The organism is Asticcacaulis solisilvae, from assembly GCF_017875235.1.
GTDB classification, from domain to species: Bacteria; Pseudomonadota; Alphaproteobacteria; order Caulobacterales; family Caulobacteraceae; genus Asticcacaulis; species Asticcacaulis solisilvae_A.
Genome location: NZ_JAGGMI010000003.1, coordinates 65,671 through 88,821 on the forward strand (window position 1 = coordinate 65,671; position 23,151 = coordinate 88,821).

The following is a 23,151-nucleotide window of genomic DNA, read 5'->3' on the forward strand; positions in this document are numbered from 1 at the left end:
TCCCACACCAAATATCGTACGCAAAAGAAACGGTTTACTTTCCGTTAAGCATCGCGGCTCTCATCTGGTCATCTTTTTGCAGTGCACAAAAGGTACACCGATGCCCTCCTCCTCCTCGCTTACCAGTGCCGTATCGCTTTCCGATATCCTTTCCCAGACGACCAAGGCCAAGACCGTCACCAGCCAAAAGGTGCGCGATATCCGTCAGGTCACATCCAAGCTCCGTATCCTCGCCCTCAACGCCCTGATCGAGGCCAAGCACGCCGGCGACAAGGGGGCTGGTTTTTCCGTTGTCGCCGACGAAGTACGCAACATCTCGGCCGAAGTCGAAGGCCTGGCCAAGGACCTCGGCAATGAAATCGTCACACTTGAAGACCTTACTCAGAAGATGGCCCAGCAGTCGCAAGGGTCGCGCCTGACCGACCTGGCGCTCAACGCCGTCGAGATCATCGACCGCAACCTTTATGAGCGAACCTGCGACGTGCGGTGGTGGGCGACGGATTCCGCCGTTGTGGACCACGCCGCGGCGCCTTCGCCCGAACGCCAGGCCCACGCTGCCCGGCGCCTTGGGGTCATTCTCGATAGCTATACCGTGTATCTCGACCTGTGGCTGTGCGATCTGGACGGCAATATCATCGCCAATGGCCGTCCCGACCGGCATTTCGTCGCCGGGCGCAACGTCCACGACGCGATCTGGTTCCAGAGGGCGATGCGCCTGCGCAGCGGCGCCGAGTTCGCGGTCGCCGACATCAGCACCGAGCCGTTGTTGCGCAATGCCCAGGTCGCTACCTACGCCACGGGCGTGCGCGCGGGCGGCCATGAACGCGGCGAACTGATCGGCGTGCTGGGCATCCATTTCGACTGGCAACCGCAGGCGAAGTCGGTCGTCGAGGGCGTGCGCATCGGCGACGACGAAAAGGATACGACGCGCGTCCTCCTGACCGACGCCACCGGGCTGATCATCGCCGCCTCGGACGGCAGGGGCATATTGAGCGAGCACTTCCGCCTGCGCACCGAAGGCAAGTTGTCCGGCCATTATGTCGATGCCTCGGGCCAAATGGTCGCCTTCCACCGCACGCCAGGCTACGAAACTTATGACGGGCTCGGCTGGTACGGCGTGATCGTGCAGACGTCCGGATAGGGGCCGCACGCCGACAACCGTCATGTTCCCAGAAAAGCCGTCCCTCCCCATCCGCGAGTCCCCGTATGTTATGTCCCACCTTCCGCTTCACCTTCATGGCCAATCCGGAAAAGCGCGTTATCGTCGTGCGCCCGATCGGCGACATGCCGGCAGACCTGTTCATGGAGCGTCTGTTCGAATCCTCCGCCACGGTCACAATGCCTTGGACCTATAACCGTCTGCTGGACCTGCGCCGTTTCGACGGCCACCTCCGCAAGGCCGACTACGACGCCATCGCCGCGCGCTGGCAAGCGATGACCGCCGGACGCGACTATGAAGCCTATGTCGCCATCGTCGGCTTCGACGCCATGGATGACCTAAGGACCCCGCACGCCGCGCCTCACCTGCCGAATGAGGTTATCTGTCATTTTTCCGATTTCCACGAAGCCATGGGCTGGCTGACGGCAGGCGACCGTGCGGGGTTTCTGGCCCGGCTGCGGCCGCTGCAACGCGTCCGCCGCGATGACGGCCGCATCCGTGTCGAATAGGCGCATCCGGGGTGATGCAAACCTAATCCAGGCCATTTCGCATCGACTTCTTATGGCCGGGTCGGTCATGTTTCGCGGATACCCATCATCCCGCAGGATACCTTCATATGGCCGACTTTGCCTATCACCTCATCGACAACAATACCGGCGAAGAAGTCTATCCGTCCGACACCTTCGACTTCACCGCCATCCCGGTGCCCGAGCACCGCATCAACGACCCTGAGCTGATGGAACGTTACGGCGGCCCGGCGGTCGTCAACCGCGTTGAACAAAGCGAAGGCGCCAATGGCGTCGAGGTCAACATCTATATCGATGGCGTCGAGGAACGGCTGAACGGTCACGAGATCGACCAGAACTACCGCCGCTCGTAAGGTACCTGCGTCCCAAGTGATCACATATCTTTTTTATGCGGCGTCGATTAGTCTCGAACCAAACCATTGGCGGCAAAAGCAGCTGGGTCATGCAGGGCAAGACGCTTAAAGACAACGACGCATTACGTTTTGAATTCATCCGGTCGGTCATCCGAAACGTGTCTGACGACCGCGACAACGGGTTCGTGCAAACCGTCCTTTTCACCTTCATCAAGGGCAGCGCCCGCTCCCCGCTCGTACCCGGCGACGAAGCGGTCCTGCACGCCTATCTGCGCGATGTGATCGATGCCTGCCTCAAGCCAGACACCGACGGCGAAGCCCTGATCCACGAGCTGGCGGCGCTGGCCAAGCATGTCGCCGATACCGAGGCCGCGCCGGTCGCGGCCTTCGTGGCGGCCTTGCGCGACAATCCGGAAAAGGTCGCGGTCAACGGCGCATCTTAAAAACGCCGCCGGAGGTTTCCGGCGGCGTTCCAGGCTGCTGACAAAGTCTGTGGACAATTTTCATGCGGTATATTGCCACCTGATTCACGGAACGTCTCGGAATCAAGCGGCGAACATATCGGAATCAAATTGTGGCAATTGGCCCTTCTCAAAAAAGATAGGGGGTTTGTCAGTAGCCTGAAACGCCGCCGGAGGTTTCCGGCGGCGTTCTGGTTACTCTTACTCGACGGTCAGCGTCTTCTTGACGGTGCCGGCGGCGTCGCCGGCGGCATCACCGACCTGCTCGGCGGCGGTAGTGACCGTATCGGCCGGCCGCGACCGCGTCTGCGTTACGAAGAAGGCGCCGATTAGCAGCGCGACCAGGATAAGGGCCACGATGATAAGTCCGGCATTGTTGCCGCTGTTGTCGACAACGGGAACCGGTTCACGAATGACTTCGCGTTCCACGACGGGAGGGTTGTTCTCGATCTTGACGTCTGCCATGGCGAAACTCCGGTAATGACATTTGAGACGGCGGCCAATCTATCGACCAGGCCACAAAAATGCGGCGCAGAAACCGGGCAACCGGCATAGTCATGGCGTTAAAGGACTGTTTTGCCGCTTGTTTTCCACCGCGCGCGCGGAATTTTGTCGCAAATTTACATATTGGCGCAATGCCGTTGCTTTTATACAGGTTTTCAGGCGTTTTCGCCTTATAGGCGAACCATATTACATTTTTATAAATTTTTAATCATGGTGCCGCCCAGCTCGCATAAGCAAATAAAAAACGAGACAATTCAGGTATTGGGATGAATTTCAATTCTAGGGGGCGCCCCGGCAGGCCATCGCGTGTCCGGGCCGTCAGGCGGTCGGTTCGACGTCTCAAATCTCAATTCTTTCGCGCGCTCGACATCATGGTGTCGGCGACGATCATCTGCTTCCTGGCTCCTGTGTTCGCCGTCCTTGCCATCGCATCCTGGCTTCAAGGCCACGACGCCGCCGCCATGGACGGCCTGCTGACGCGGCTCGGCCTTGGGCAGTTGCCGCAGCTCTTCCAGGTGTTTTCAGGCGAAATGAGCCTGTTCGACTGAGGCATTCGCGCCTGTGACGGAAGACGCCGTCAAAGCCCAAACCGCTAAAGGCCCAAATCCTCCAGCCCGGGATGATCATCCGGCCGCCGTCCCGACGGCCACAGGAATCTGCGGTCTTGCGCGGAGATCGGGTGTTCGTTGATGCTGGCGATGCGGCGCATCATCAGGCCGTCGGCATCGAACTGCCAGTTTTCATTGCCGTAGGCGCGGAACCACTGGCCGCTGTCATCGTGATATTCATAGGCGAAGCGTACGGCAATGCGGTCGCCCGCGAACGCCCACAACGCCTTGATCAGCCGGTAGTCCAGTTCGCGGTTCCATTTGCGGGTGAGAAACGCCTCGATTTCGGCGCGGCCGGTTAGGAATTCGGCGCGGTTGCGCCACTGGCTGTCAGGGGTATAGGCCAGGGCGACGCGGGCCGGATCGCGGCTGTTCCAGGCGTCTTCGGCCAACCGCACCTTCTCCGTGGCGGTATCGAAATCGAAGGGTGGCAAGGGCGGTCGTGACATTCGGGTTAGAGCGATATGCCAAAAAGTGTGCAGCGGTTTTTGGCGAAATATCGCGACAAAACAAAAACCTAGAGCATGATGGCGGTTCGACTTAAACGCATCATGCTCTAGCTCCAGGTTCCGGTTCTGAGATTATTGGGTGATATGCCGGAGGCATCGGCCTGTAGACGCAGGGCCAGTGCGCCGGGGCGCAGGACCACGCGCTCCGGCCGGAAGCGCCAGAAACGCTCGGCGCCGTTAAAGGCGTGTGCATCGGCCGACAGTTCCAGTTCCACCCGGCCCGTCATTTGCAAAAGGTCCCCCGTGGCGTCGTCGAAAAAGACCAGGCCGGCCTTCGGGGTCACCGCGAAATTGCCCAGCGTGTTGAACATACGGTTGCCGGAAAAATCCGGCACGGTCAGCCAGCCATCGTCGCCGATGCAAACAAAGCCCGGTCGCCCGCCCCGGTGCGAGACATCGACCTGCCGCCCGTGCGCCAGGTCGGCGAACGAGGCGACGAAGAAGGTATCGGCGGCGGCGATGATCGTCCGCGCGCGAACCGTCAGATCATCGCTGATTTCGGGCGCGCCCCTTACGGCATTGGGGCGCGGCAGGGCATGGCGTATCTGGATATATTTTGGACAGTTGCCGAAGGCGTGTTCCACCGCGACCACGAAGCCCGACGGCGTCCGGTGCACCGTGCCGTTCAGCCGGTTGCGCCGCCGGGTATGCAATTCGATGCCGAGGAGTCCGATCGCCCGCCCCTCCGTCAGGCCCTCGTCCGCCGGATCGTCGGCGTCGGGCGGCAGGCGTACGCTTAAAGCACGCGGGTCGGGCGACCACATAAATCCCGGCTGACCGGCACGTAGAGTGGCCCACGGCCGGCCATCGTCATCGACCGCGCCAATGACGATGAAGGGCAAGAGCGGATAGAAGTCGCGGTGCTGCTCCGGCATATGGTCGCGGATGACGACGGCGTTGAAGGCGCGCGTCTTTTCCATGACGCCGGCGGCGTCCTGAAGGCGCACCTCGCCGTCATGGAAGGGCGAGTTCATGCGGCAACAAGCCCTGCGGCGGTCTTCGGAAAGGCCAGAAAGCCCGGCAGCGCTTCGACGCGCTTCAGCCATGCGCGGATGTGGCCATAGGGCGCCAGATCGACATTCCCTTCGGGCGCCGCGGCGATGTAGGAATACAGCGCGACGTCGGCGATGGTCGGGGTCGTCGCCGCGATCCAGTCGTGACCGTTCAACTCGTTGTCGATGATAGTGAGGATGGCGTGGGCGCGCGAAATCGTGGTTTCCGGGTCGAAGGCCGCGCCAAAGACGGTGATCATGCGCGCGGCGGCCGGTCCGCTGGCGATCTGGCCGGCGGCGACCGACAGCCAGCGCTGGACGCGCGCGGTCTCGGCGGCGCCTTGCGGCAGCCAGTCGTGGCGGGAATATTTTGTCGCCAGATAGACCAGGATGGCGTTGGAGTCCTGGACGACCAAGCCGTCGTCTTCCAGCACCGGCACCTGGCCGAAGCGGTTCATGGCGATGAAATCCGGCGCCTTATGCGCACCGCCTTTAAGGTCCACTGCGACCGTCTCGGCCTGGATACCGATCAGGGAGAGAAATAATCTCACCCGGTGGCAATGGCCCGACAGGGCAAAGTCATAAAGCTTCATGGTCGGTCTCCGTGTTTATGTGTCCGCGGTCTTGCGCGACGTGAAACAAGAGGCCCCGCCCACCATCTGCTCCGCAGATGGTCCCCCCTCCCCATAAATGGGGAGGGCGAAAGGCAGTCGATCATTCACCAATTCCAACCAAAATTAGGTTCATGACGGTAATGCTCAGTTCTTCGCCCTCCCCATTCATGGGGAGGGGGGACCGCCGAAGGCGGTGGGCGGGGCCTGCTATCTCAGCAAAATAACGCGGACATGGCCGCAATGAGAACGGGCGACACACGCAAAGGACTATTGCGCATTTTGCAATAATGCTATGACGCGCCTATGGACCGGCTCCACGCTATGCAGGTATTCACCACCGTCGCCGAAACGGGCAGCTTCTCGCGCGCGGCCAATGCCCTGCACCTCAGCGCGCCGGCGGCGACCCGCGCGGTGGCGGCGCTCGAAAGCGTCGTCGGCACGCGGCTGTTCACGCGCACGACGCGGTCGGTAGTGCTGACCGAGGCCGGGCGGCGCTATTACGATGACTGCAAGCGCATCCTGGCCGAACTGGCCGAGGCCGAAGCGGCGGCGGCCGGGTCCTACAGCCTGCCCCAGGGCGAACTCAGCGTCACCGCGCCGGTGCTGTTCGGCGAAATGTACGTCCTGCCGGTGGTGACGGCGTTTCTGGACCAGCATCCACGCGTCACGGCGCGGACGGTCTTTGTCGACCGGGTGACCAACCTCGTCGACGAAGGGCTGGACGTGGCCATCCGCATCGGCGAGCTGCCGGATTCCAGCCAGTCTGCCATCCGCGTCGGCGAGGTCACGCGCGTGATCTGCGCGGCGCCGTCCTATCTTGAAGCGCACGGCGAACCGCTGACGCCCGAGGACCTCATCCGCCACCGCCTGCTGGTTTCGACCGGCAGTTCCATGCCGGTCGAATGGAGGTTCGGCGGCACCCACGCCGTCAGTCTCAAACCTGCGCTGACCTGCAATACGACGCGGGCGACGGTGCTGGCGGCGGTCGATGGCTTTGGCATTACACGGCGGCTGTCCTACCAGGTGGCGCCGGACGTCGCCGCCGGGCGGTTGCGGATCATCCTTCCCGGCTTCCAGGAACCGCCCCTGCCCGTCCACGTCATCCACACCGAAGGCCGCCGCGCCGCCGCCAAGGTCCGGGCCTTTGTCGATTTCGCCGTGGAACAGTTGCGCCGCAATCCGGCGATCAGGGGGTAGTCCTTCATACCACCCCACTCGTGGGAGGGGACGGCACAAGGCGCTGTTCGTATCGACGAGATGTGGTGGGATTAGCACCTGCGCTGTACCCCTCCACAGCTGCGCCGTCGCTTCGCGCCGCTGGCGGTCCCCCTCCCCATCTTCGCTACCGCGGCACGTTCGCGCTTTCGGCCAGTTTCGTCAGCTCAACGAACTCCGAACGGACATAGCCGCTCTGCGCGCCAGCCAGGGCCCGCGCGTCCTTCAGCGTGAAACTCCCCATGTTTGTATCGCCGCGCAGCAGCTGGCCATAGGCCGCCACCGAGGCCGCGAACGCCATGTCACCCTTCGGCGCCCCCGCGTTCGCCAGCAGGGAGGCCGGCAGCGACTGTTCGATCAGCCGCGACTGGTCCTGGTCCGGCAGCTTATAGCGCAGCTTGAGATAGACCATCTCGTCGCCGTGCGGGTCCTTGGCCTGCGCGGTGTTGCCGGCAAAGCGGCGCTCGGGCATCCAGCCCTCGGCGCCGGCGGGGATGATCTCATACAGCGCCGTCACCTGGTGGCCCGCGCCGATATCGCCGGCATCGACCTTGTCGTTGTTGAAGTCCTCTTCCGCCAGCGCCCGGTTCTCATAGCCGATCAGCCGGTACTGCGACACCTGGGCCGGATTAAACTCGACCTGGATCTTGACGTCCTTCGCGACCGTATTGAGCGTCGACTGCAGCTCTTCGTCGAGCACCTTGCGGGCCTCGAGCGCGCTGTCGATATAGGCGTAGTTGCCATTGCCGCTGTCGGCGATCTTTTCCATCATGGAGTCGTTGTAGTTGCCGGTGCCGAAGCCCAGGGCCGTCAGGGTGACGCCGCCTTCCATCTCCTTTTTCACCAGTTCGACCAGGGCCTCGTCGCGCGTCGTGCCGACATTGAAGTCGCCATCGGTCGCCAGGATGACGCGGTTGATGCCATTCCTGATGAAGCTGGCCTTCGCGGTCGCATAGGCCAGGGCGATGCCTTGGCCCCCTGCCGTCGAACCGCCCGCCGTCAGGCATTCCATCGCCTGTCTGACGTATTTGCCGTCCGAGGTCGGCTTGAGCACCAGGCCCGCCCTGCCGGCATAGACGACGATCGAGAGGCGGTCATCCGGCCGCAGATTGTCGGCCACCATGCCCAGCGCCTGCTTGACCAGGGGCAGCTTGTCCGGGGAATTCATCGAGCCCGACACGTCGACCAGAAAGACGAGATTCGCCGCCGGACGGCTTGCGTTCGGCACGTCGTAGGCGCGCAGGCCGATGCGCAGGAGGCGCGACCGGGCGTTCCACGGCGTCGCGGACACATCGGTGGTAATCGAAAACGGCTTCGTCTTGTCCTGTGGCAACGGATAATCGTAGCGGAAGTAGTTGACCAGTTCCTCGGTGCGCACGGCGGCTTCGGGCGGTTTCCTGCCGTCCTTCAGCATGCGGCGGACATTGGCGTAGGCCGCGGTATCCACATCGACGGCAAAGGTCGATACGGGCGCCTCAGCCACGCGCATGACGCCCGCGACGGGCTCGCCGTCATAGCGTTCGCGGTCGGGATCAGCCGGCGGCGGCGCGAAGCGGTTCACGGAGACGCCGGGAACGCGCGACAGCGACTCGGCCGTCGACTTGTCCGGGAACGCGCCGAAATCGCTGGCGACGACACCGTTCATCTGGCGGGGCGGTTCCCGGTATTCCTGCCTGGCTTCCTTGGGCACCGGCGACACAGGGACCGGCGGTGGAGGTGGGGGCGGCGGCGGCGGGGGAGCGTTCTGGGCGGCCGGGTTCGCGACGGCGCTTTGCTGGGCGGCGCGAACGCCCGTGACGACGACCGTATTGCCGCCAGGGCTATATCCTGGCGCGGAGGTGGTGCACAGGACCGGAGAGGCCTCTTCCGGCACGGCGGCGTAAACATAGCCAGCAGGCAGGGATGTAACGAAAACGGTCGCGGCGACGCCGGCGAACAACAGACTGCGCATGAAAACCCCCAGTTCGCGGGCGTCGGGATGCGCCCGTTATGCGAACCTGGTCCCGCATTGTGAAGAAAATATGGCGGGGAGCGCTCACTCGTCCAGCGCGAACCGGCGGCAGTGTTCGAGATAGGCCACCTCGTGCACCCCCAGCAGCGCGACGGTCGACTGCCAGAGCCACGACGGCGCATCGAGGTCGGCCGGGCGCGCCTTGCCCAACGCCTTCAGCCAGTGTCCGCGGTCGTCGCCGTGCATCTGGCGGGCGTGGGCGCGGCCGACGACGTGACCGAGATAATAGGCGGCGTGCAGCGCGTCCGCGGCCTTGGTATGCGCCATATCGAGCTTGAGGTCCTGCGGCCGCAGTTCGCGGATAAAGACCGGACAGCCGTTCAGGTCGCCCGCGACCATGCGCTCACCCAGGTACGGCGACAGATGGCGCGCGCCTTCGACCACACGCCGGCCATGATCGGCCGGCATGGCCGCCACAGTCGCAGTGATCGTATCGGGCACCCCCGCTTCCTTGATGTCCAGCAGGCACAGGGAGGGATCGTCCTCCCCAATGCTCAGCAGCGCGGCGTAGCGTGCCTTGCCGAGCGAATTGGTGCCCTTGACCCAGAAGGCCAGGTCGACAATGTCGATCTTGGCGTCATCGCGCGGCCGCAGGCTGGTGACGATGGCCTCGACCTCCGGGGCGCGCAACAGCCGGCGCAGGCCGGATGTTTCCCTGGCCGATATGTCCCAGAACTTCTTGCCGCGCGGCAGTTCGTTGTGGTTGTCGTCCAGGCGCTCCTCGGCCAGATGTTCCCATTTCTGGCCGATGGCGCTTTTCAAAGCCTGTCTGACCGCGTCCGGCGGCGTCATTTCGGTGGGCCGGTCGTGTTCGAGCGCGATCTCGTAGCCGTCGATTACGCGCTCGATGATGCGGGCGGTGACGGCGCCGGGAAAGTCCGTGCTGCGCGCCGCGCTGGCCAGCGAAAGACTGAGGCGAAGGAGGTCGAAGGCGGGGTTGCCGATAACCGCCTCGTCGAGGTCGCAGATCTGGATGTCGACATCCCCTCGGGCATTGGCCAGCGGCCCGAGATTGCCGGAGTGACAGTCGCCGCAGATCCAGATGGCCGGGCCTTCCGGAATCGCACCCGCCGGACGGTCAGCGATCCAGTCGTAGAACAGCCGCGTGCTGCCGCGCACGAAGCCGTGGGCGGACCGGGCCATCTTGATATGGCGCAGGGTGTCGAGTTTTTGCCGGCGATCCGAATTCATCGGTATTGAACCCTCTTCATTCAAGCGCCGGGTTTCCCTGACGGGCGGCAAAGAAGCAATAGGCGTTTTTTTTCGCCTCTTGACTCCGGATACCTCCTCTCATACACTGTATATCACACAGTATGTATCATACAGTGTATGAGACGAGGCATATGAGCGACGAAGACGATCTTTTTGAAAGCCTGAGGCAGGAACTGCGGCGCGGGTCGCTGGGCTTGGCCGTGCTGGCCCGTCTCAGGGTTGAACGTTACGGCTACACCCTGCGCCAGGCCCTGGCCGACGACGGGCTGGAGATGGAGGAAAGCACCCTCTATCCCCTGCTGCGCCGTCTGGAGTCCAAGGGCCTGCTGCTGAGTGAGTGGCGCGAGGAAGACAAGCGCAAGAAGCGCTTCTACGTTCTGTCGGCCACGGGCGAGGACATGCTGCGGCGCCTTGTCCAGGAATGGCGGATGATCAACGCGTCGCTGGAACGCATTATGGAAAAGGGGAGCTGACACATGGACCTGATCGAAGACTATCTGCGCGCCGTGTCGCGCCTTTTGCCCGCCGCCAAGCGCGAGGACATCGTCACCGAACTGCGCGACGAGATCCTGACGCGCATCGAGGCCCGCGAAGAGACGCTGGGCCGCGCCCTCACCCCGGATGAAACCGAGCAGGTGCTGCGCGACGTCGGCCACCCCATCGTCGTCGCGGCGCGTTACCGCGACGAGCCGCAATATGCGGTCGGCCCGGCCCTTTACCCGTTCTGGAGCTACGCCGTCCGGCTGGCCATCCTGATCCAGCTGGCGATCTGCGTGCTGGTCTTCGCCGGTCGCATCATCGGCGGCGGCGATGTCGCCCAGGCGTTCGGCGCGGCTATCGGCACAGGCGTCACCGGCATCATGACCCTGATCGGGTTTGCGACGGTGGCGGCATGGCTGGTCGAACGCAAGACCGTCAAGATCGACTACCTGACCAACTGGCGCGTCCGCGACCTCACCTTTATCGATTTCACAGCATGGGATTGGAATGACATGAGCGACTGGTTCAAATCCGGCGGTTATCCCGCCACCTCCCCGTCCACGGCCTACGTCAAGGAGGCGCCGCCGCGCGATCGCGAATGGCGCTTACGTCGTTCCGCCGCCAGTGAAGCCATAGGCGTCATCGTCGGCTCGGTATTTGCCCTGCTATGGTGGACCGGCATCATTCGCTTTGGCTTTACCGCCATCGATCCGGCGTCCGTGCCCGTCCTCTATTTCGGCGGTCTTGCAGATATCGATTGGGTGGCGCTGAAGGATATGCTGTTCGCGCCAGTCATTGTCTACCTGGCCGCCGCCATCGCCCTTGCCGGCCTGACCCTGGCCATGCCCGGCGCGTTCCGGCTGCACGGGGTGATCGCCATCGCCACTGGCGTGGCCACGATCGCCATCGCCGCCTGGATCTGGTACCTGTCACCCCTGGCGCCGATCGTCAGCATCTCATCGGCAGGTGAATTCGCCGACCGGGTGCGCGACGTAATCGGCCTGCCCATCCACCTGCCGGCGATCTTTACCTTTGCCGCGATGATCAACGTCATCGAAGGCCTGTTCCGCATCCTGTCGGGCGTGACGACCGTCGTGACCGGCCAGCGCCATGACAAGGTACAGCGCTAAACCGGGGCCTGGACGGGATGGGCGCCACGCCAATCATAGGCTGAGGATGTGTTGCCGATCACCGGCGAGGCATGAATCAGGGCTCCGGTTTCCGCCGGAGCCTTTTTTGTGAGGATCCGCCGGTACAGGTCGATATAGTCATGAGCCATCCGGTCGACGGAGAAGCGGCGCATCACCGTCCGCGATGTCTCAAGACGGCTGATCGTCCCGATCCGGCCGACCGCGACAACGGCTTCATCGGCGTCCCTGACCAGGAAGCCGGTGCGGCCATGGTCGACGATTTCGGGCATTGAGCCGCGCCGCACGGCGATGACCGGCGTGCCGCAGGCCATGGCTTCGATGACCGAAAGCCCGAATGGCTCGTCGAAATTGATCAGGTGCAGCAGCGCATAAGCCTGCCCCAAGGCCCTCTGTCGCGCCGGACCGCCGACGGCGCCGTGATAGATCACCCGATCCTTGTCGATATACGGCTGAACCTCGCGCTCGAAATAGCCCTGGTCCTGAACGATGCCGTAGATGTGCAGCCGGCGGCCGGTCGCAGAGGCGACCCGGATGGCTTCCGCCGTGCCCTTGTCCGGATGAATGCGCCCGAAATAAAGCAGGTCCTGGCTGCCGGTCTCGTCAAACGGAAAGTCGTGCGGGACGATGCCGTGGTGAATGGTGGCGGCATATTTGAGATCGGGATGCCGGTCGGCGTCGCTGATCGCCACATAGTGAATGCGGTCTTCGAACGGCTTGTACATCGGCAGGATGCGTTCGGACGAAAAGCCGTGGATCGTTGTCACCATGGGCGTATCGACCAGGCCTGAAAAGGCATGCGCCGGGAAATCCGCCTGGTTATGGATGATGTCGAAGCGGTCTGCCTGGCCGAAAACGTGGCTGAGGTGGCGGAATTCCCATACCTTGGCGTCGATTGACGGGTCTTCGCTGTAGGGCGCCGGCACCACGCCGTCGAGCCGCGCAGAGGTCAGGCTGTCCTGCGTCGCAAACAGGGTCACGTCGATACCGCGCGCCACCAGCGCCTCCGTCAGCAGGCTGGTGACCAGTTCCCAGGGACCGTAGTGGCGCGGCGGGGTGCGCCAGGCGATCGGGGCAATCATGGCAATGCGCATATCACTTACTCTCCAGGCGCAGGACCACGCCTTCGTTAGGGGCGAGAACACCCTCGCCGCCAATGGACGTCAGGGTCGACAGCAGCCGTTCGGCCACGGTGGCGTCCGCCGGGATGATCAGCTTGCGTGGCTGGTCCGTCAGGTTGAGCGCGATCAGCAGGCGTTGGCCATCTTCGCGGCGTTCATAGGTCAGGACGTCGTGATCGCCCGGCAGAAGCGCGAAGTCTCCACAGTTCAACGCCTTGCAGTCCCGGCGCAGGCGCAGCAGGCAGCGGTAGAAGTTCAGCATGGACGACGGGTCGGCACCTTGCGCCGCCACATTGCGCGCCTGCCAGTCGTCATTGAGCGGCAACCATGGCTCCGTGGCGCTGAAGCCCGCATTGAGGCTGTCATCCCACGGCATGGGGGTGCGCGAGCCATCGCGGCCAAGGCCAAGCCCCGGCTGGCGCAGGTCCTGGGTATCGCGGATGCGGTCGGGCGGGATGGTCACGCGGCCGATGCCCAGCTCATCGCCCTGATAAAGGGTCGGCGTGCCGCGCAAGGTCAGGACCAGCATAGCGGCCACCCGCGCCTGCGCCTCCCCCAGCCGGCCGGCGATGCGCGGCGCATCGTGGCTGCCGATCACCCAGTTGGGCCAGCCGCCCGGCGGCAGCGCGGCTTCGTAGTCGGTGATAATCCGCGCCAGCGCCTGGGCATTCCACGGCGCGTCGAGAAGCTGGAAGTTGAACGGCAGGTGGACGCCGGGCGTATCCGGATCGCCGTAATAGCGTACCAGCTGTTCGACGGGCAGGCATATTTCTCCGACCAGCAGCCGTTGGCCGTATTCATCGGCGATCTGGCGGAAGCTGTGGGCGACCTGATGGACTTCAGGCTGGTTGGCGGAATGGTGTTGAAGGACCATGAACTTCTCGCCCATTTCCGGGCGGAAATCGGGATTGACGGGGTTGTCCGGCAGGCCGTCAGCCTTGATGCAGTGCCACATCACATCGATGCGGAAGCCATCGACACCGCGGTCGAACCAGAAGCGCAGCACGTCGGTCATCGCCTTGCGGACCTCAGGGTTGCGCCAGTTGAGGTCGGCCTGTTCGGTCAGGAAGGTGTGCAGATAATACTGGCCCGTATGCGCATCGAACGCCCAGGCCGGACCGCCCATATCGCTGGTCCAGTTGTTCGGCAGGCCGCCGTCCGGCGCCGGATCGCGCCAGATGTACCAGTCGCGCTTTGGATTGTCGCGCGATGAGCGGCTCTCAATGAACCACGGGTGCTCGGTGGAGCTATGGTTCGGCACGAAGTCGAGCAGCAGCTTCAGGCCGCGCTCATGCACCGCCTCCAGCAGGGCATCGAATTGATCGAGATCACCGAAGATGTCAGCTACGCCGCAGTAGTCGGCGACGTCGTAGCCGAAATCGGCCATGGGCGACGGGAAGATGGGTGACAGCCAGATGGCATCCACGCCCAGATCAGCGACATGATCCAGTCTTTGCCGGATGCCTTCGAGATCGCCGACGCCATCGCCGTTGCCGTCCTGAAACGACCGGGGATAGATCTGATAGACCACCCCGCTTTCCCACCAGGGCCGCGTGGCGTGCGGTACGGATGTATGTGCGTTCATGGCGGTCTACCAACGGTATCCGGCCATAAAAAAACAATCGCTTTGCCACGACATCGACCGCCTGAAACGTCCTCGCCTGCACGGCAGGACGACTTCAGCGTGAGGCACAGCGCATGACTCCCCGGCGGTCCCGCAATTTGCGTCCGCCTCACATTCAGGAGCTCCATGCCCCCGCACGTCCTCATCCATGTCGTCACCGGCGGCATAGCCGTCCTGGCCGGCGCCATAGCCCTCACCGCCCCCAAGGGCCGTCCATGGCATATCGGCGCCGGCCGCACCTTCGTCATAACCATGCTGATATCGGCGGGCGTTGGGGCCGTCATGGGACTGCTCACCTATCACAAGCACCTGATCGCCTTTCATGCCGGCGTGCTGGCCTGCTATCTGGTGCTCAGCAGTTGGGTCAGCGCACGCCGCCGCGCACCGTCAAGTTATCGCGGACCGCCCGTTATCCTGCTTGCCATCGTCAATCTCCTTAACATGGCGGGTCTTATTGCCGCCGGCGTCACGGCCCGGTCCGCCGACGACGGCATGCTGTTTACCTACCACTCCGACGCCTACCTCTTCATGGCGGGACTGGCCCTGGCCGGCGTCATTGGCGACCTCCACATCCTGATTCGCCAAACCTTAAGCGCCAGGTCTCGCATCGCGCGGCACCTGTGGCGGATGTGCGTCGCCCTGGTCCTCGCCGCCGGCTCGCTGTTCACCGGTCCGGGCGCCAAGGCCTTCCCCGACGCCGTGCGCGCATCGGGTATTCTGTCCATACCCGAGCCGGTCATTCTGCTCGTCATGGTGTTCTGGCTGGCGCGGACTTTCTGGCCCTCACGCCGTCGGGCCTAGAGCGATATGGCGAAAAGTGTAAGCGGTTTTCGCCTTAAATATCGCGACAAAACAAAAACTTAGATCGGTATGATGTTTCCACTTAAAATCATACCGATCTAGCAGGCTGGAGCGACCAGGTGTCTGTCGAAGCCGGCCGCGACCAGTCGCCGGAACGCCGCCAGCACCGCATCAGGAACATGTTGCGGCGTTTGAAAACCACGCGCCGGATACTCGAGAATACGCTGAAAGTCTCCGACGACCAGATTCAGCATGCGTTCGGGCGCCCAGCGGCCGAGATAGTCGGCAAGCGCCACCGCCTCCGCCTGTGAATTGCGCTGGACGTCCGGCCATTCGATTTCCGCCGTCGCCCGTCCGCGCCGCATCATATGCGGCCGAGAGACGATAATGACGCTTTCAAGCCGGCGGCCCAGCGCAGCCTCGATGAGCGGGCGCGACAGGCGGAAGTTCTCACCGGTATTGGTCGCCCACTCTTCCAGTATCAAGGCGCTGTCCGGTACGCCGCAGCCCTTCGCGGCGTCGGCGAATACGCGGGCCTCGCTCCGGTCCCAGCCCGTTCCTGCCAGGTCATGCAGATGCGCGATGCCGCCGGTCATGACCAAAAGCGGCGCCAGCTCCTTGCGCCACAGCCGGGCGCCATGGACCGGCACGTGTCGGTCATTGCTGCCCAGGCACAGGATGACGTCGGCCGGTGCCTCGGGCTCTCGGCACTGCATGAAGTCCCACAGGATTTCCGCGTCGCAAAGCACCTCAGGCGTCATCGGCGCGTTCATCGTCAGAACCCCAGGGCGTGGCGCGCCGCCTCCAGCGACACCGCCTGGTGGTGCGCCAGGAACTCAACGCTGGGCGCCATGTCCGGCACCTGGACGACGGTACGGATACCGGCGGCGACGGCGGCGCGCACGCCCGGGTCGCTGTCGTCGAGCGCCGCGCATTGCCGGGGTTCAAGGCCCAGGCGGCGGGCGGCTTCGACATAGAGATCGGGCGCGGGCTTGCCCTGCCGGACCTGGTCGCGGCCGACAACGGGCCCGACGCGGCCCAACAGGCCAACGCTGCCAAGCTTCCATTCGGCGCGCTCGGTCAGGCTGTTGGTGGCGATGGCGCGCGGCAGCCCCTTCGCATCCAACGCGTCGAGAAAAGCGTCGACGCCGGGGCGCAACGGGATCGGATGCCCGGCCTGCATCATCGCGTCCTTCCACACCCGGTCGACGAAGTCGGGTGAGACCGGGCGGCCGGCGGCCTCGCTCATGCGGCGGGCGCCTTCGACGTCGGTCAGGCCGATCAGGCTATGAAAGAAGGCGGTTGAAAAGCCGAGGCCGTGCGCCCCGAACAGGTCCGGCCCGCGCGCCACCGCCCAGCGCTCGGTATCGAGCAGCAGGCCGTCGAGATCGAGGATGACGCCCGCAAACGGCGCGGTGCCGGCACTGTCCATATTCCCTGCCCCTTAAATGCAACGACGACCTGCCCATAGCGGTTCCGCGGGCGCCCTGCCCGTCAACAAAGGCAACGGTTCGTTTCAGGCCCCAGGCATTTCCCGGCGAAGCATTGACCTTCGCGCCCCGAAGCGGCAAGCATGGGTCATGATCAGAGACATTCTTAAGATGGGCGATCCGCGCCTGCTGCGCGTGGCCCGGCCGGTCGAGGACATCGCCGCGCCGGACCTCAAGGCCATAATCAACGACATGTATGAGACCATGTACGCCGCCAATGGCGTGGGACTGGCGGCGCCGCAGATCGGCGTCGACCTGCGCCTGATGATCTTCGGCTTCGACGCCAATCCGCGCTATCCAGACGCCGAACCGGTGCCGGTAACGACCCTGATCAATCCGTGGCTGGGAATCCTGACCGAAGAGACCGAGGATGGCTGGGAAGGCTGTTTGTCGGTGCCGGGCATGCGTGGAATGGTGCCGCGCGCCACGCGCATCCGTTATGGTGGGACGCTTGAGGACGGCACGACGATTACGCGCGAGGCCGAGGGCTTCCACGCCCGCGTCTTCCAGCACGAGTTCGACCATCTCGACGGCAAGCTCTATCCGATGCGCATCAAGGACATGACGCAGTTCGGCTTTATCGAGGCGCTCTTCCCCGATAGCCCTTTGGCGGGACTGGAGGAATAGACGTGCACATCGTCACTCAGGAAAACTACGAAGAGGCGACCGATGCCATCAGGGACATTTTCATGATGTACCATGACATGACCGGCTATAGCGGTTTTGGTCATTCGAACACCGTTTATCTGCGATTTGACCCGCTCAGGTTTATCGACGCCCAAAGTGATGAAAAGGCCTTCTATGTCGATATGGATTTGTTGAGGACAGGTTCAGCCATCGCCTTTCTGAGCCATCTTTTCGACACCTGGCTGGGGGGCGAGATTACCTTTGCATCGAAGGCGCAGCGCCAGGCGCTCGAGGCAGGCAGGCTCGCAGCCTTCCCCGACATAGAGGCTGTTGCCAGGGAAGCGCTGACGCGGGGGCACATGCCTTTGGAAGACGGGTGGTTTGATGAGGCCTTGCAGCCGATATATCGCAAATACGTGCTCGCGTTTTTCAAAGATTTGTCGGAGTGCGACCGGCCTAGGCTCCCCTCACCCCACTCTTAGCCAGATGGCTGTGGCGTCGTCGCTGACCTTGAAACGCGGATAGCGCAGGCAGCCGGCGTCGTCGTGCTCGATGCCGCGCAGTTCGCCCGCCAGTGCCGCGAGGCCGCCGTCCAGCATCGCCTGGATGAGGCTGTCCTTGTCATAGGCGTCATAGGTTTCGATCAGCGCCGCGAAACCGTCGGTCATCAGCAGGATGTCGTCGCCCGGCGCCACGGCGGCATAAGCATACTGGACCGCCGCCCTGGCCCTGTCCGCATCGACGCTCAAGACCTGGCGCGGCCGTTCGCGCGCCGCCCGCCGGTCGGCCAGCACGGCTTCGGAACGGACGCTAGCCGCCCCCGCGCCCGGCCCCAGCGCCTCGGCCTCGGTCCGCTCACTGACCCGGTCCGGCGCCGGCGTCAGATAGGCCACGCCGTTCGCGCTGCGGTGAATGACCGTGCAGTCGAACAAAAAGGCGCAAGCGAGCCGGTCGCCTTCCAGCGCCACGGCCGCCAGCGCGGCGCTGGGCAGTTCCCAGTCGGCCAACACGTCGCGTTGCCGGTCGTGTTCGAACCGCACCGCAACCGTGTCGAACACGCCCGCGCAAATCTCGGCCAAGGGGCCCGAAGCCGCCTGAAATGCCTGATGCGCCGTGGCCGCCAACCAGGCCGCGCCGCCGCGCGCGCCGACCAGCCCCGGTGGGCCAAGATCGGTCGCGCCGTCGATCACCCAGGCGTGCCGGTCGCCACAGCCCGCGCGATCGTCATTGGGTACGCCGGGCTTGCCGTTGAGGCTTATGGATTGAATCATGTCGAAATGCATAACGCACCGTTTAGAGCGATATGGCGAAAAGTGCCAAGAAGCGTCTTTGGGGTTTTCGCCTTAAATATCGCGACAAAACAAAAAACTTAGATCGGTATGATGTTTCCACTTAAAATCATACCGATCTAGCCCATGGCCCGGCGCCCGCCCGTCAACAAAGGCAACGGTTCGTTTCAAGGCAAGCGACGATCGTCCGGGCACGGACGGGCGCGGCGACTCATGCTATGTGTAATACGGAACCAGAAGGAGGCGGACATGGGTGTCACCGGCGTCGGCGGCTTTTTCTTTCGCGCAAACGATCCTGAGGCCTTGCGCGCCTGGTATGCCGAGAACTTAGGCGTCGGCACCGGGCCTTACGGTATGTGGGACCAGCACGCCGGCCCGACCGTCTTTTCGCCGTTCAAGGCCGATACCGATTATTTTCCCGCCGACCGGCAATACATGCTGAACCTGAGGGTCGATGGCCTCGATGGCCTGTGCGACACGTTGCGCACGGCCGGGATCGAGGTCATAACCAAGCCCGAATGGGACATGCCGGGCGTCGGCCGCTTCGCCCGCATCCACGATCCGGAAGGTAATCCGATCGAATTGTGGGAACCGGAAGCGGCGGAGTGAGGGCAAGGGCCGCAAAAAACGCGTTCGCCGTTTAATTCCCCCTGACTGTGCATCGAATGAGAAACATTCACCTGTTCCAATCTATGAATGGTAGCAAAGTCGTTATTGTCAAAAACTGTCCGGACGGCGTGAATTTATGAGCATTCAGGACGGCAGAATTTTTTTCTTAGGAGCTGGCTTCTCTGCCGGCGGCGGAGTTCCCCTAACAAACACGCTTTTGCCCAAGGCCTCGGAATTTTTTAAGTGGGAAGCTGAGGGGCTGTTCGAAAGAGTAGCGGACTACGCAAATCAAGTGGACGTAAATCTAAACGGCTCACCAGATGCCGAAGATTTTGCTCGCTTATGCACTCACCTGGAGTTTGTAGAACTACGCGAACATGCCGGGGGGGAGCGGTGGAGTTCCGCTGGTTGTCGAGAAAAAGTCGCGCTAAAATTTTTCCTATCCAAAGCAATTGCGCAATCAACACCATACGACCAAGACATTCCGCAGCAATACATTAAATTTGCTCAGGCACTTACATCCGATGATACCGTCGTTACATTTAACTGGGATTTGCTTCTCGAAAGAGCAATTAATCTCGTGGGCAAACAATATTCATATAACTGGGAAGATGGAAAAATCCAAATTACTAAACTCCACGGCTCAATTAATTGGATAAACAATGAACCGCGCTCCTATGGTACAAATCGCAGGAATTTTGAATACGTTCCCATCGGGCTAAAAACCGATATGATTGACAATGAAGTCTACCACTCTAGACTCTTAGAACAAAAAAGTAACTGGTGGAATGTAAGTCCGCTGCTTGGAGAGGTTAGGCCGTTAATTGTTTTGCCGGGATTTGGCAAAGCATATGACGTCCGCACATTATCGACCCTTTGGTATAAAATTGAATTTTTAAACATACACCAAGGTGGGGTATCTATTATTGGTCTTAATGTATCCCAAGATGATTTTATCATGGAGAGTTTATTCCGGTATCTGTTCAGGGGAATTTTCAGCGACGACCGCAGTGTAAGGATTTTGAATCCGGATCAGAACGCCTATTCTCGCTTCGATAGTTTCTGCGATGGATTGAAATTAGATTTCAAATGCGAGCGCTTCGATAGCGACACACTAACTTTTGCTCTGCATACAGATTAACGCGCAGATAAACAGGTCTTGAGGCGGTCTATTGAAATTCATGACAGGCTGATCGTCCCAGCAAATCTAAACTCCATATTACCGCCACTTGCGGCGCGGTATCTTTTATGAGGTCAGATCACCCCCGTGATCTTCAGCGCCACGCCGATATCGTGGTGCGCCGCCTCAGGCAACGTCACGTGCAGCCCCTTGGCGTCCTGGCGGAAGCTCAGCGGTGCGTCGCGGCCCACGGCCTCGACGCGGCGGACGTGGCCCGCCTTGCCCTTGGCCAATGACGCGACCGACACGGAGCCATTGGGCCGCCCAAGCGTAATGGCGTAGAGCGTCTTGCCCTTGGTGGTAAAGCGGATGTCGGCGGCGGTGAATGGCTTCTGCCGCCCTTCGCCAAACATGCCGGCGCCGACCTCGGTCGGGCCTTCGCCGAAGACGCGCCACGGCCGCGTGCCGTAGATAGCCTCGGAAAACCGGCCCATCCATTCGCCGATGCCTTCGACGATGCGGCGCTCTTCGCTGTCGATCGAGCCGTCGCCGCGCACCGGAATGCTCAGCAGCAGGTTGCCGTTCTTGGAGACGATGTCGCACAGGCGGTGAATGACCGCCGCGGCCGGCAGATAGCGCTTTTCTTCATAGACCCTGCGGTTGTAGTGCCAATCACCGATGCAGGTATCGGTCTGCCACGGCTGATCGCTGATGCCGGCTCGGAAGCCGCGTTCGACATCGGCGACGTAGCCGCCGCCCGGCGTGCCCTGTGGCTTGATGTTGATGACGCCGTCCAGCTTACCGTGGCGCTTGATCGAGGCATTGTAGTAATGCGCGGCGATATCGAGCCCCGCCTGCCCCAGCGGCAGGTCGAAATTGTCGAAATAGACCAGGTCCGGATCGTAGCTGTCGATCAGGTCCTTGCAGCGCAGGTACCATTGCCGCGTGAAGGCGGGATTGTTGAGTGGTGCAGCCTCGTTCCAGACGCGGTCGTTTTTCTCGTGCCAGTCATAAGCCTCGGCCTTGGTCTTGATCCCCGCGGGCAGGGGCATGGTCGCCCCGGTATAAAGCTCCTGCGGGTCCAGCCCTTCCCACCACTGGCCCTTGCCATCAATCTTGTAACGGCGCCAGGCGTCGTAGCGCTCGCCGGCGCGCGGACCTTCGGGGTCATACCCATAGGCGGTCTGATACCAGTGCCAGGCGTGCGCCGAATGGTTCGAAACGCCGAACCTCAGGCCGTGCTTGCGCGCAGCCTTGGCCCAGCCGCCGATAATATCCTTCTTCGGCCCGATGCGCGTCGAATTCCAGTCGTGGAACTTCGAAGCGTACATGTCGAAATTGTCGTGGTGGTTGGCCATGGCGACGAAATACTTCGCCCCGGCCCTGGCATAGAGGTCCAACAGACCGTCCGGATCCCAGTTTTCCGCCTTCCAGCGCGGATAGAAGTCCATGAAGCCAAAGTCGGCCGGGTGACCATAGGTCTTCACGTGATGCTCGTAGACCGGGTTGCCCTGCAGGTACATGCTGCGGGCATACCAGTCACCGAACTCAGGCACGCATTGCGGCCCCCAGTGCGCCCACAGGCCGAACTTGGCGTCACGGAACCAGTCGGGCGCGCGGTAATTCGCGGCCAGCGACGCCCAGTCCGGTTTGAACGGTCCGTCCGCAATGTCGGCGAAGCCCGGCTCCGCCAGGTCGGCGGCATGGGCGGACGCGGCGGAAGCGAGCGTAAGGCCCGCCGTCGCCTGCAGGAGGTGGCGTTTGGTCAGCATGATTTCCGTTCCTGTCGGCAATTTATAGCCATATTTAAAAACATGTTTCCTATATGGAAACATGCCTGTCAAGGACCGGCGGGCTTCTCGAACGTCCAGATGCGGATCATGGCGCGGCCGACATGGCGAATCCAGTCGCGATTCAGCCCGGCCAGGGCTTCGCCGCCGAAGACGTCGGTATGGGTGAGCAGCCGCAAGCCCGCTTGGCTCGCAGTTGCACGAATGTCGGCCTCGCTGTGGGCAAAGCTTTGCAGCTTGACGGCCCGACCGTCGCGATCGACAAAGTTTGCTTGCGTTCCGCCAGCGATCCGGTCGGGGTGAATTTCCGAAATGTAGAAGCCGCCGCCGGGCGTGAGCAGGTCCGCGACGCGAGCAAAGAAAACAGCAGGATCGTTGATATGCTCCAGCACCAGCGCGGTCACCACGGCGTCGAATGGCCCCGGCGGCGGCGCCGTCAGGATATCGCCTTCGATCAACGCGACATCGAGGCTGGAAAGCTTCTCCCGCGCCACCGCCAGCATGCCGGGCGACAGGTCGATGCCGGTGACGCGATTGCCTGCCCTGGCCAGCCGGATGGTGTGGCGGCCGGTGCCACAGCCGATATCGAGGACGCGCAGGCCTGATAGATGCGCATAGACCGGCGGAAAATACAGGTCGTCGATGGCAACGGTCGAGTTGACATAGCCGTCATAGAGCTCCGCCCAGCGGTCATAGCTTTCGCGGTTCGTGGTCGAAATGGGAGATTCGGATTGCGTCATGGCAATGGCTCCATAGCACAGGCCGGGCTTACCCGCCGGCCGGTCTGGAGCGTGAATTATGTGACCGGATACCGGACCGCAGCGCCACTGCACGGGGTGTGTTTAGCGGGATGAAGAGTGCCTGTCCATACTGAACTCGCGCGTGCC

At 62.6% G+C, this 23,151-nt stretch carries 26 protein-coding genes; 13 read left to right on the forward strand and 13 right to left on the reverse strand.

Annotated features, from left to right (window positions below):
* Nucleotides 1-100: 100 nt before the first annotated feature.
* The 4 genes from J2X24_RS06560 to J2X24_RS06575 all read left to right on the forward strand — a co-directional run bounded on the left by J2X24_RS06560 (nt 101) and on the right by J2X24_RS06575 (nt 2,482).
* Nucleotides 101-1,141 carry a methyl-accepting chemotaxis protein gene (locus tag J2X24_RS06560; RefSeq protein ID WP_209718472.1) on the forward strand — a complete coding sequence of 347 codons (1,041 nt, stop codon included), beginning with the start codon at nt 101-103 and terminating at the stop codon, nt 1,139-1,141.
* Nucleotides 1,142-1,206: 65 nt separating this feature from the next.
* Nucleotides 1,207-1,668, forward strand: coding sequence for a hypothetical protein (locus tag J2X24_RS06565; protein WP_209718475.1), 462 nt, complete (start codon nt 1,207-1,209; stop codon nt 1,666-1,668).
* 107 nt (nt 1,669-1,775) lie between these two features.
* On the forward strand, nt 1,776-2,039 hold the full coding sequence (locus J2X24_RS06570) for a hypothetical protein (RefSeq protein WP_209718478.1): 264 nt from the start codon (nt 1,776-1,778) through the stop codon (nt 2,037-2,039).
* Between the two features lie 89 nt (nt 2,040-2,128).
* Nucleotides 2,129-2,482: a hypothetical protein gene (locus tag J2X24_RS06575; RefSeq protein WP_209718480.1), complete on the forward strand. Its 354-nt coding sequence runs from the start codon at nt 2,129-2,131 to the stop codon at nt 2,480-2,482.
* Nucleotides 2,483-2,701: 219 nt separating this feature from the next.
* Here J2X24_RS06575 and J2X24_RS06580 read toward each other — a convergent pair whose 3' ends face one another.
* Complete coding sequence (locus J2X24_RS06580) at nt 2,702-2,965, reverse strand: hypothetical protein (protein ID WP_209718484.1); 264 nt, start codon at nt 2,963-2,965, stop codon at nt 2,702-2,704.
* Between the two features lie 410 nt (nt 2,966-3,375).
* On the opposite strand from J2X24_RS06580, the gene J2X24_RS06585 reads away from it, so the two are divergent.
* Nucleotides 3,376-3,552 (forward strand): hypothetical protein, encoded by a 177-nt coding sequence (locus tag J2X24_RS06585; RefSeq protein ID WP_209718486.1) that lies wholly within the window; start codon nt 3,376-3,378, stop codon nt 3,550-3,552.
* 44 nt (nt 3,553-3,596) lie between these two features.
* Here J2X24_RS06585 and J2X24_RS06590 read toward each other — a convergent pair whose 3' ends face one another.
* The 3 genes from J2X24_RS06590 to J2X24_RS06600 form a co-directional block, all read right to left on the reverse strand.
* Nucleotides 3,597-4,046 (reverse strand): nuclear transport factor 2 family protein, encoded by a 450-nt coding sequence (locus J2X24_RS06590; RefSeq protein WP_245344502.1) that lies wholly within the window; start codon nt 4,044-4,046, stop codon nt 3,597-3,599.
* Nucleotides 4,047-4,168: 122 nt separating this feature from the next.
* A complete protein-coding gene (locus J2X24_RS06595) occupies nt 4,169-5,095 on the reverse strand; it encodes a pyridoxamine 5'-phosphate oxidase family protein (protein WP_209718492.1) in 927 nt (308 codons plus the stop codon).
* Complete coding sequence (locus tag J2X24_RS06600; protein ID WP_209718494.1) at nt 5,092-5,706, reverse strand: glutathione S-transferase family protein; 615 nt, start codon at nt 5,704-5,706, stop codon at nt 5,092-5,094. The genes J2X24_RS06595 and J2X24_RS06600 overlap by 4 nt, the downstream gene beginning before the upstream one ends.
* Nucleotides 5,707-6,030: 324 nt before the next feature.
* On the opposite strand from J2X24_RS06600, the gene J2X24_RS06605 reads away from it, so the two are divergent.
* Nucleotides 6,031-6,924, forward strand: a complete 894-nt coding sequence (locus J2X24_RS06605; RefSeq protein WP_209718497.1) for a LysR family transcriptional regulator — start codon at nt 6,031-6,033, stop codon at nt 6,922-6,924.
* 145 nt (nt 6,925-7,069) lie between these two features.
* Here J2X24_RS06605 and J2X24_RS06610 read toward each other — a convergent pair whose 3' ends face one another.
* Entirely contained in the window at nt 7,070-8,893 is a 1,824-nt protein-coding gene (locus tag J2X24_RS06610) for a vWA domain-containing protein (protein ID WP_209718500.1), read from the reverse strand.
* An 84-nt stretch (nt 8,894-8,977) separates the two neighbouring features.
* A complete protein-coding gene (locus tag J2X24_RS06615) occupies nt 8,978-10,144 on the reverse strand; it encodes a DUF2252 family protein (RefSeq protein ID WP_209718503.1) in 1,167 nt (388 codons plus the stop codon).
* A 152-nt stretch (nt 10,145-10,296) separates the two neighbouring features.
* Here J2X24_RS06615 and J2X24_RS06620 point away from each other — a divergent pair, with 152 nt between their 5' ends.
* On the forward strand, nt 10,297-10,638 hold the full coding sequence (locus J2X24_RS06620; RefSeq protein WP_209718506.1) for a PadR family transcriptional regulator: 342 nt from the start codon (nt 10,297-10,299) through the stop codon (nt 10,636-10,638).
* 3 nt (nt 10,639-10,641) lie between these two features.
* Nucleotides 10,642-11,775 carry an HAAS signaling domain-containing protein gene (locus J2X24_RS06625; RefSeq protein WP_209718509.1) on the forward strand — a complete coding sequence of 378 codons (1,134 nt, stop codon included), beginning with the start codon at nt 10,642-10,644 and terminating at the stop codon, nt 11,773-11,775.
* On the opposite strand, the gene J2X24_RS06630 is transcribed toward J2X24_RS06625, so the two are convergent.
* Together J2X24_RS06630 and J2X24_RS06635 are read right to left on the reverse strand one after the other, a co-directional pair.
* Nucleotides 11,772-12,887, reverse strand: coding sequence for a glycosyltransferase family 4 protein (locus tag J2X24_RS06630; protein WP_209718511.1), 1,116 nt, complete (start codon nt 12,885-12,887; stop codon nt 11,772-11,774). The two genes, J2X24_RS06625 and J2X24_RS06630, sit on opposite strands and share 4 nt — an antisense overlap.
* A 1-nt stretch (nt 12,888) precedes the next feature.
* Nucleotides 12,889-14,499 (reverse strand): alpha-amylase family glycosyl hydrolase, encoded by a 1,611-nt coding sequence (locus tag J2X24_RS06635; protein ID WP_245344503.1) that lies wholly within the window; start codon nt 14,497-14,499, stop codon nt 12,889-12,891.
* 165 nt (nt 14,500-14,664) lie between these two features.
* On the opposite strand from J2X24_RS06635, the gene J2X24_RS06640 reads away from it, so the two are divergent.
* On the forward strand, nt 14,665-15,339 hold the full coding sequence (locus J2X24_RS06640) for a DUF2306 domain-containing protein (protein WP_209718513.1): 675 nt from the start codon (nt 14,665-14,667) through the stop codon (nt 15,337-15,339).
* Nucleotides 15,340-15,437: 98 nt separating this feature from the next.
* Here the strand turns inward: J2X24_RS06640 and J2X24_RS06645 are convergent, their stop codons facing one another.
* Both J2X24_RS06645 and J2X24_RS06650 read right to left on the reverse strand, forming a co-directional pair.
* Complete coding sequence (locus J2X24_RS06645; protein ID WP_209718515.1) at nt 15,438-16,112, reverse strand: YdcF family protein; 675 nt, start codon at nt 16,110-16,112, stop codon at nt 15,438-15,440.
* Nucleotides 16,113-16,114: 2 nt separating this feature from the next.
* A complete protein-coding gene (locus tag J2X24_RS06650; protein WP_209718517.1) occupies nt 16,115-16,771 on the reverse strand; it encodes an HAD family hydrolase in 657 nt (218 codons plus the stop codon).
* A 148-nt stretch (nt 16,772-16,919) separates the two neighbouring features.
* Between J2X24_RS06650 and def the strand changes: the two genes are divergently transcribed.
* Both def and J2X24_RS06660 read left to right on the forward strand, forming a co-directional pair.
* Nucleotides 16,920-17,456 carry a peptide deformylase gene (gene def, locus J2X24_RS06655; RefSeq protein WP_209718519.1) on the forward strand — a complete coding sequence of 179 codons (537 nt, stop codon included), beginning with the start codon at nt 16,920-16,922 and terminating at the stop codon, nt 17,454-17,456.
* A 2-nt stretch (nt 17,457-17,458) separates the two neighbouring features.
* Nucleotides 17,459-17,938 carry a hypothetical protein gene (locus J2X24_RS06660; RefSeq protein WP_209718521.1) on the forward strand — a complete coding sequence of 160 codons (480 nt, stop codon included), beginning with the start codon at nt 17,459-17,461 and terminating at the stop codon, nt 17,936-17,938.
* On the opposite strand, the gene J2X24_RS06665 is transcribed toward J2X24_RS06660, so the two are convergent.
* Nucleotides 17,924-18,727, reverse strand: coding sequence for a protein phosphatase 2C domain-containing protein (locus J2X24_RS06665; RefSeq protein WP_209718524.1), 804 nt, complete (start codon nt 18,725-18,727; stop codon nt 17,924-17,926). The two genes, J2X24_RS06660 and J2X24_RS06665, sit on opposite strands and share 15 nt — an antisense overlap.
* A gap of 267 nt (nt 18,728-18,994) precedes the next feature.
* Between J2X24_RS06665 and J2X24_RS06670 the strand changes: the two genes are divergently transcribed.
* Together J2X24_RS06670 and J2X24_RS06675 are read left to right on the forward strand one after the other, a co-directional pair.
* Nucleotides 18,995-19,354 carry a VOC family protein gene (locus tag J2X24_RS06670; protein WP_209718527.1) on the forward strand — a complete coding sequence of 120 codons (360 nt, stop codon included), beginning with the start codon at nt 18,995-18,997 and terminating at the stop codon, nt 19,352-19,354.
* A 136-nt stretch (nt 19,355-19,490) separates the two neighbouring features.
* Nucleotides 19,491-20,495 carry an SIR2 family protein gene (locus tag J2X24_RS06675; protein WP_209718530.1) on the forward strand — a complete coding sequence of 335 codons (1,005 nt, stop codon included), beginning with the start codon at nt 19,491-19,493 and terminating at the stop codon, nt 20,493-20,495.
* Between the two features lie 113 nt (nt 20,496-20,608).
* Here J2X24_RS06675 and J2X24_RS06680 read toward each other — a convergent pair whose 3' ends face one another.
* Nucleotides 20,609-22,246, reverse strand: a complete 1,638-nt coding sequence (locus J2X24_RS06680; protein ID WP_209718533.1) for an alpha-L-fucosidase — start codon at nt 22,244-22,246, stop codon at nt 20,609-20,611.
* A gap of 68 nt (nt 22,247-22,314) precedes the next feature.
* Nucleotides 22,315-23,004, reverse strand: a complete 690-nt coding sequence (locus J2X24_RS06685) for a class I SAM-dependent DNA methyltransferase (protein ID WP_209718536.1) — start codon at nt 23,002-23,004, stop codon at nt 22,315-22,317.
* Nucleotides 23,005-23,151: the final 147 nt, after the last annotated feature.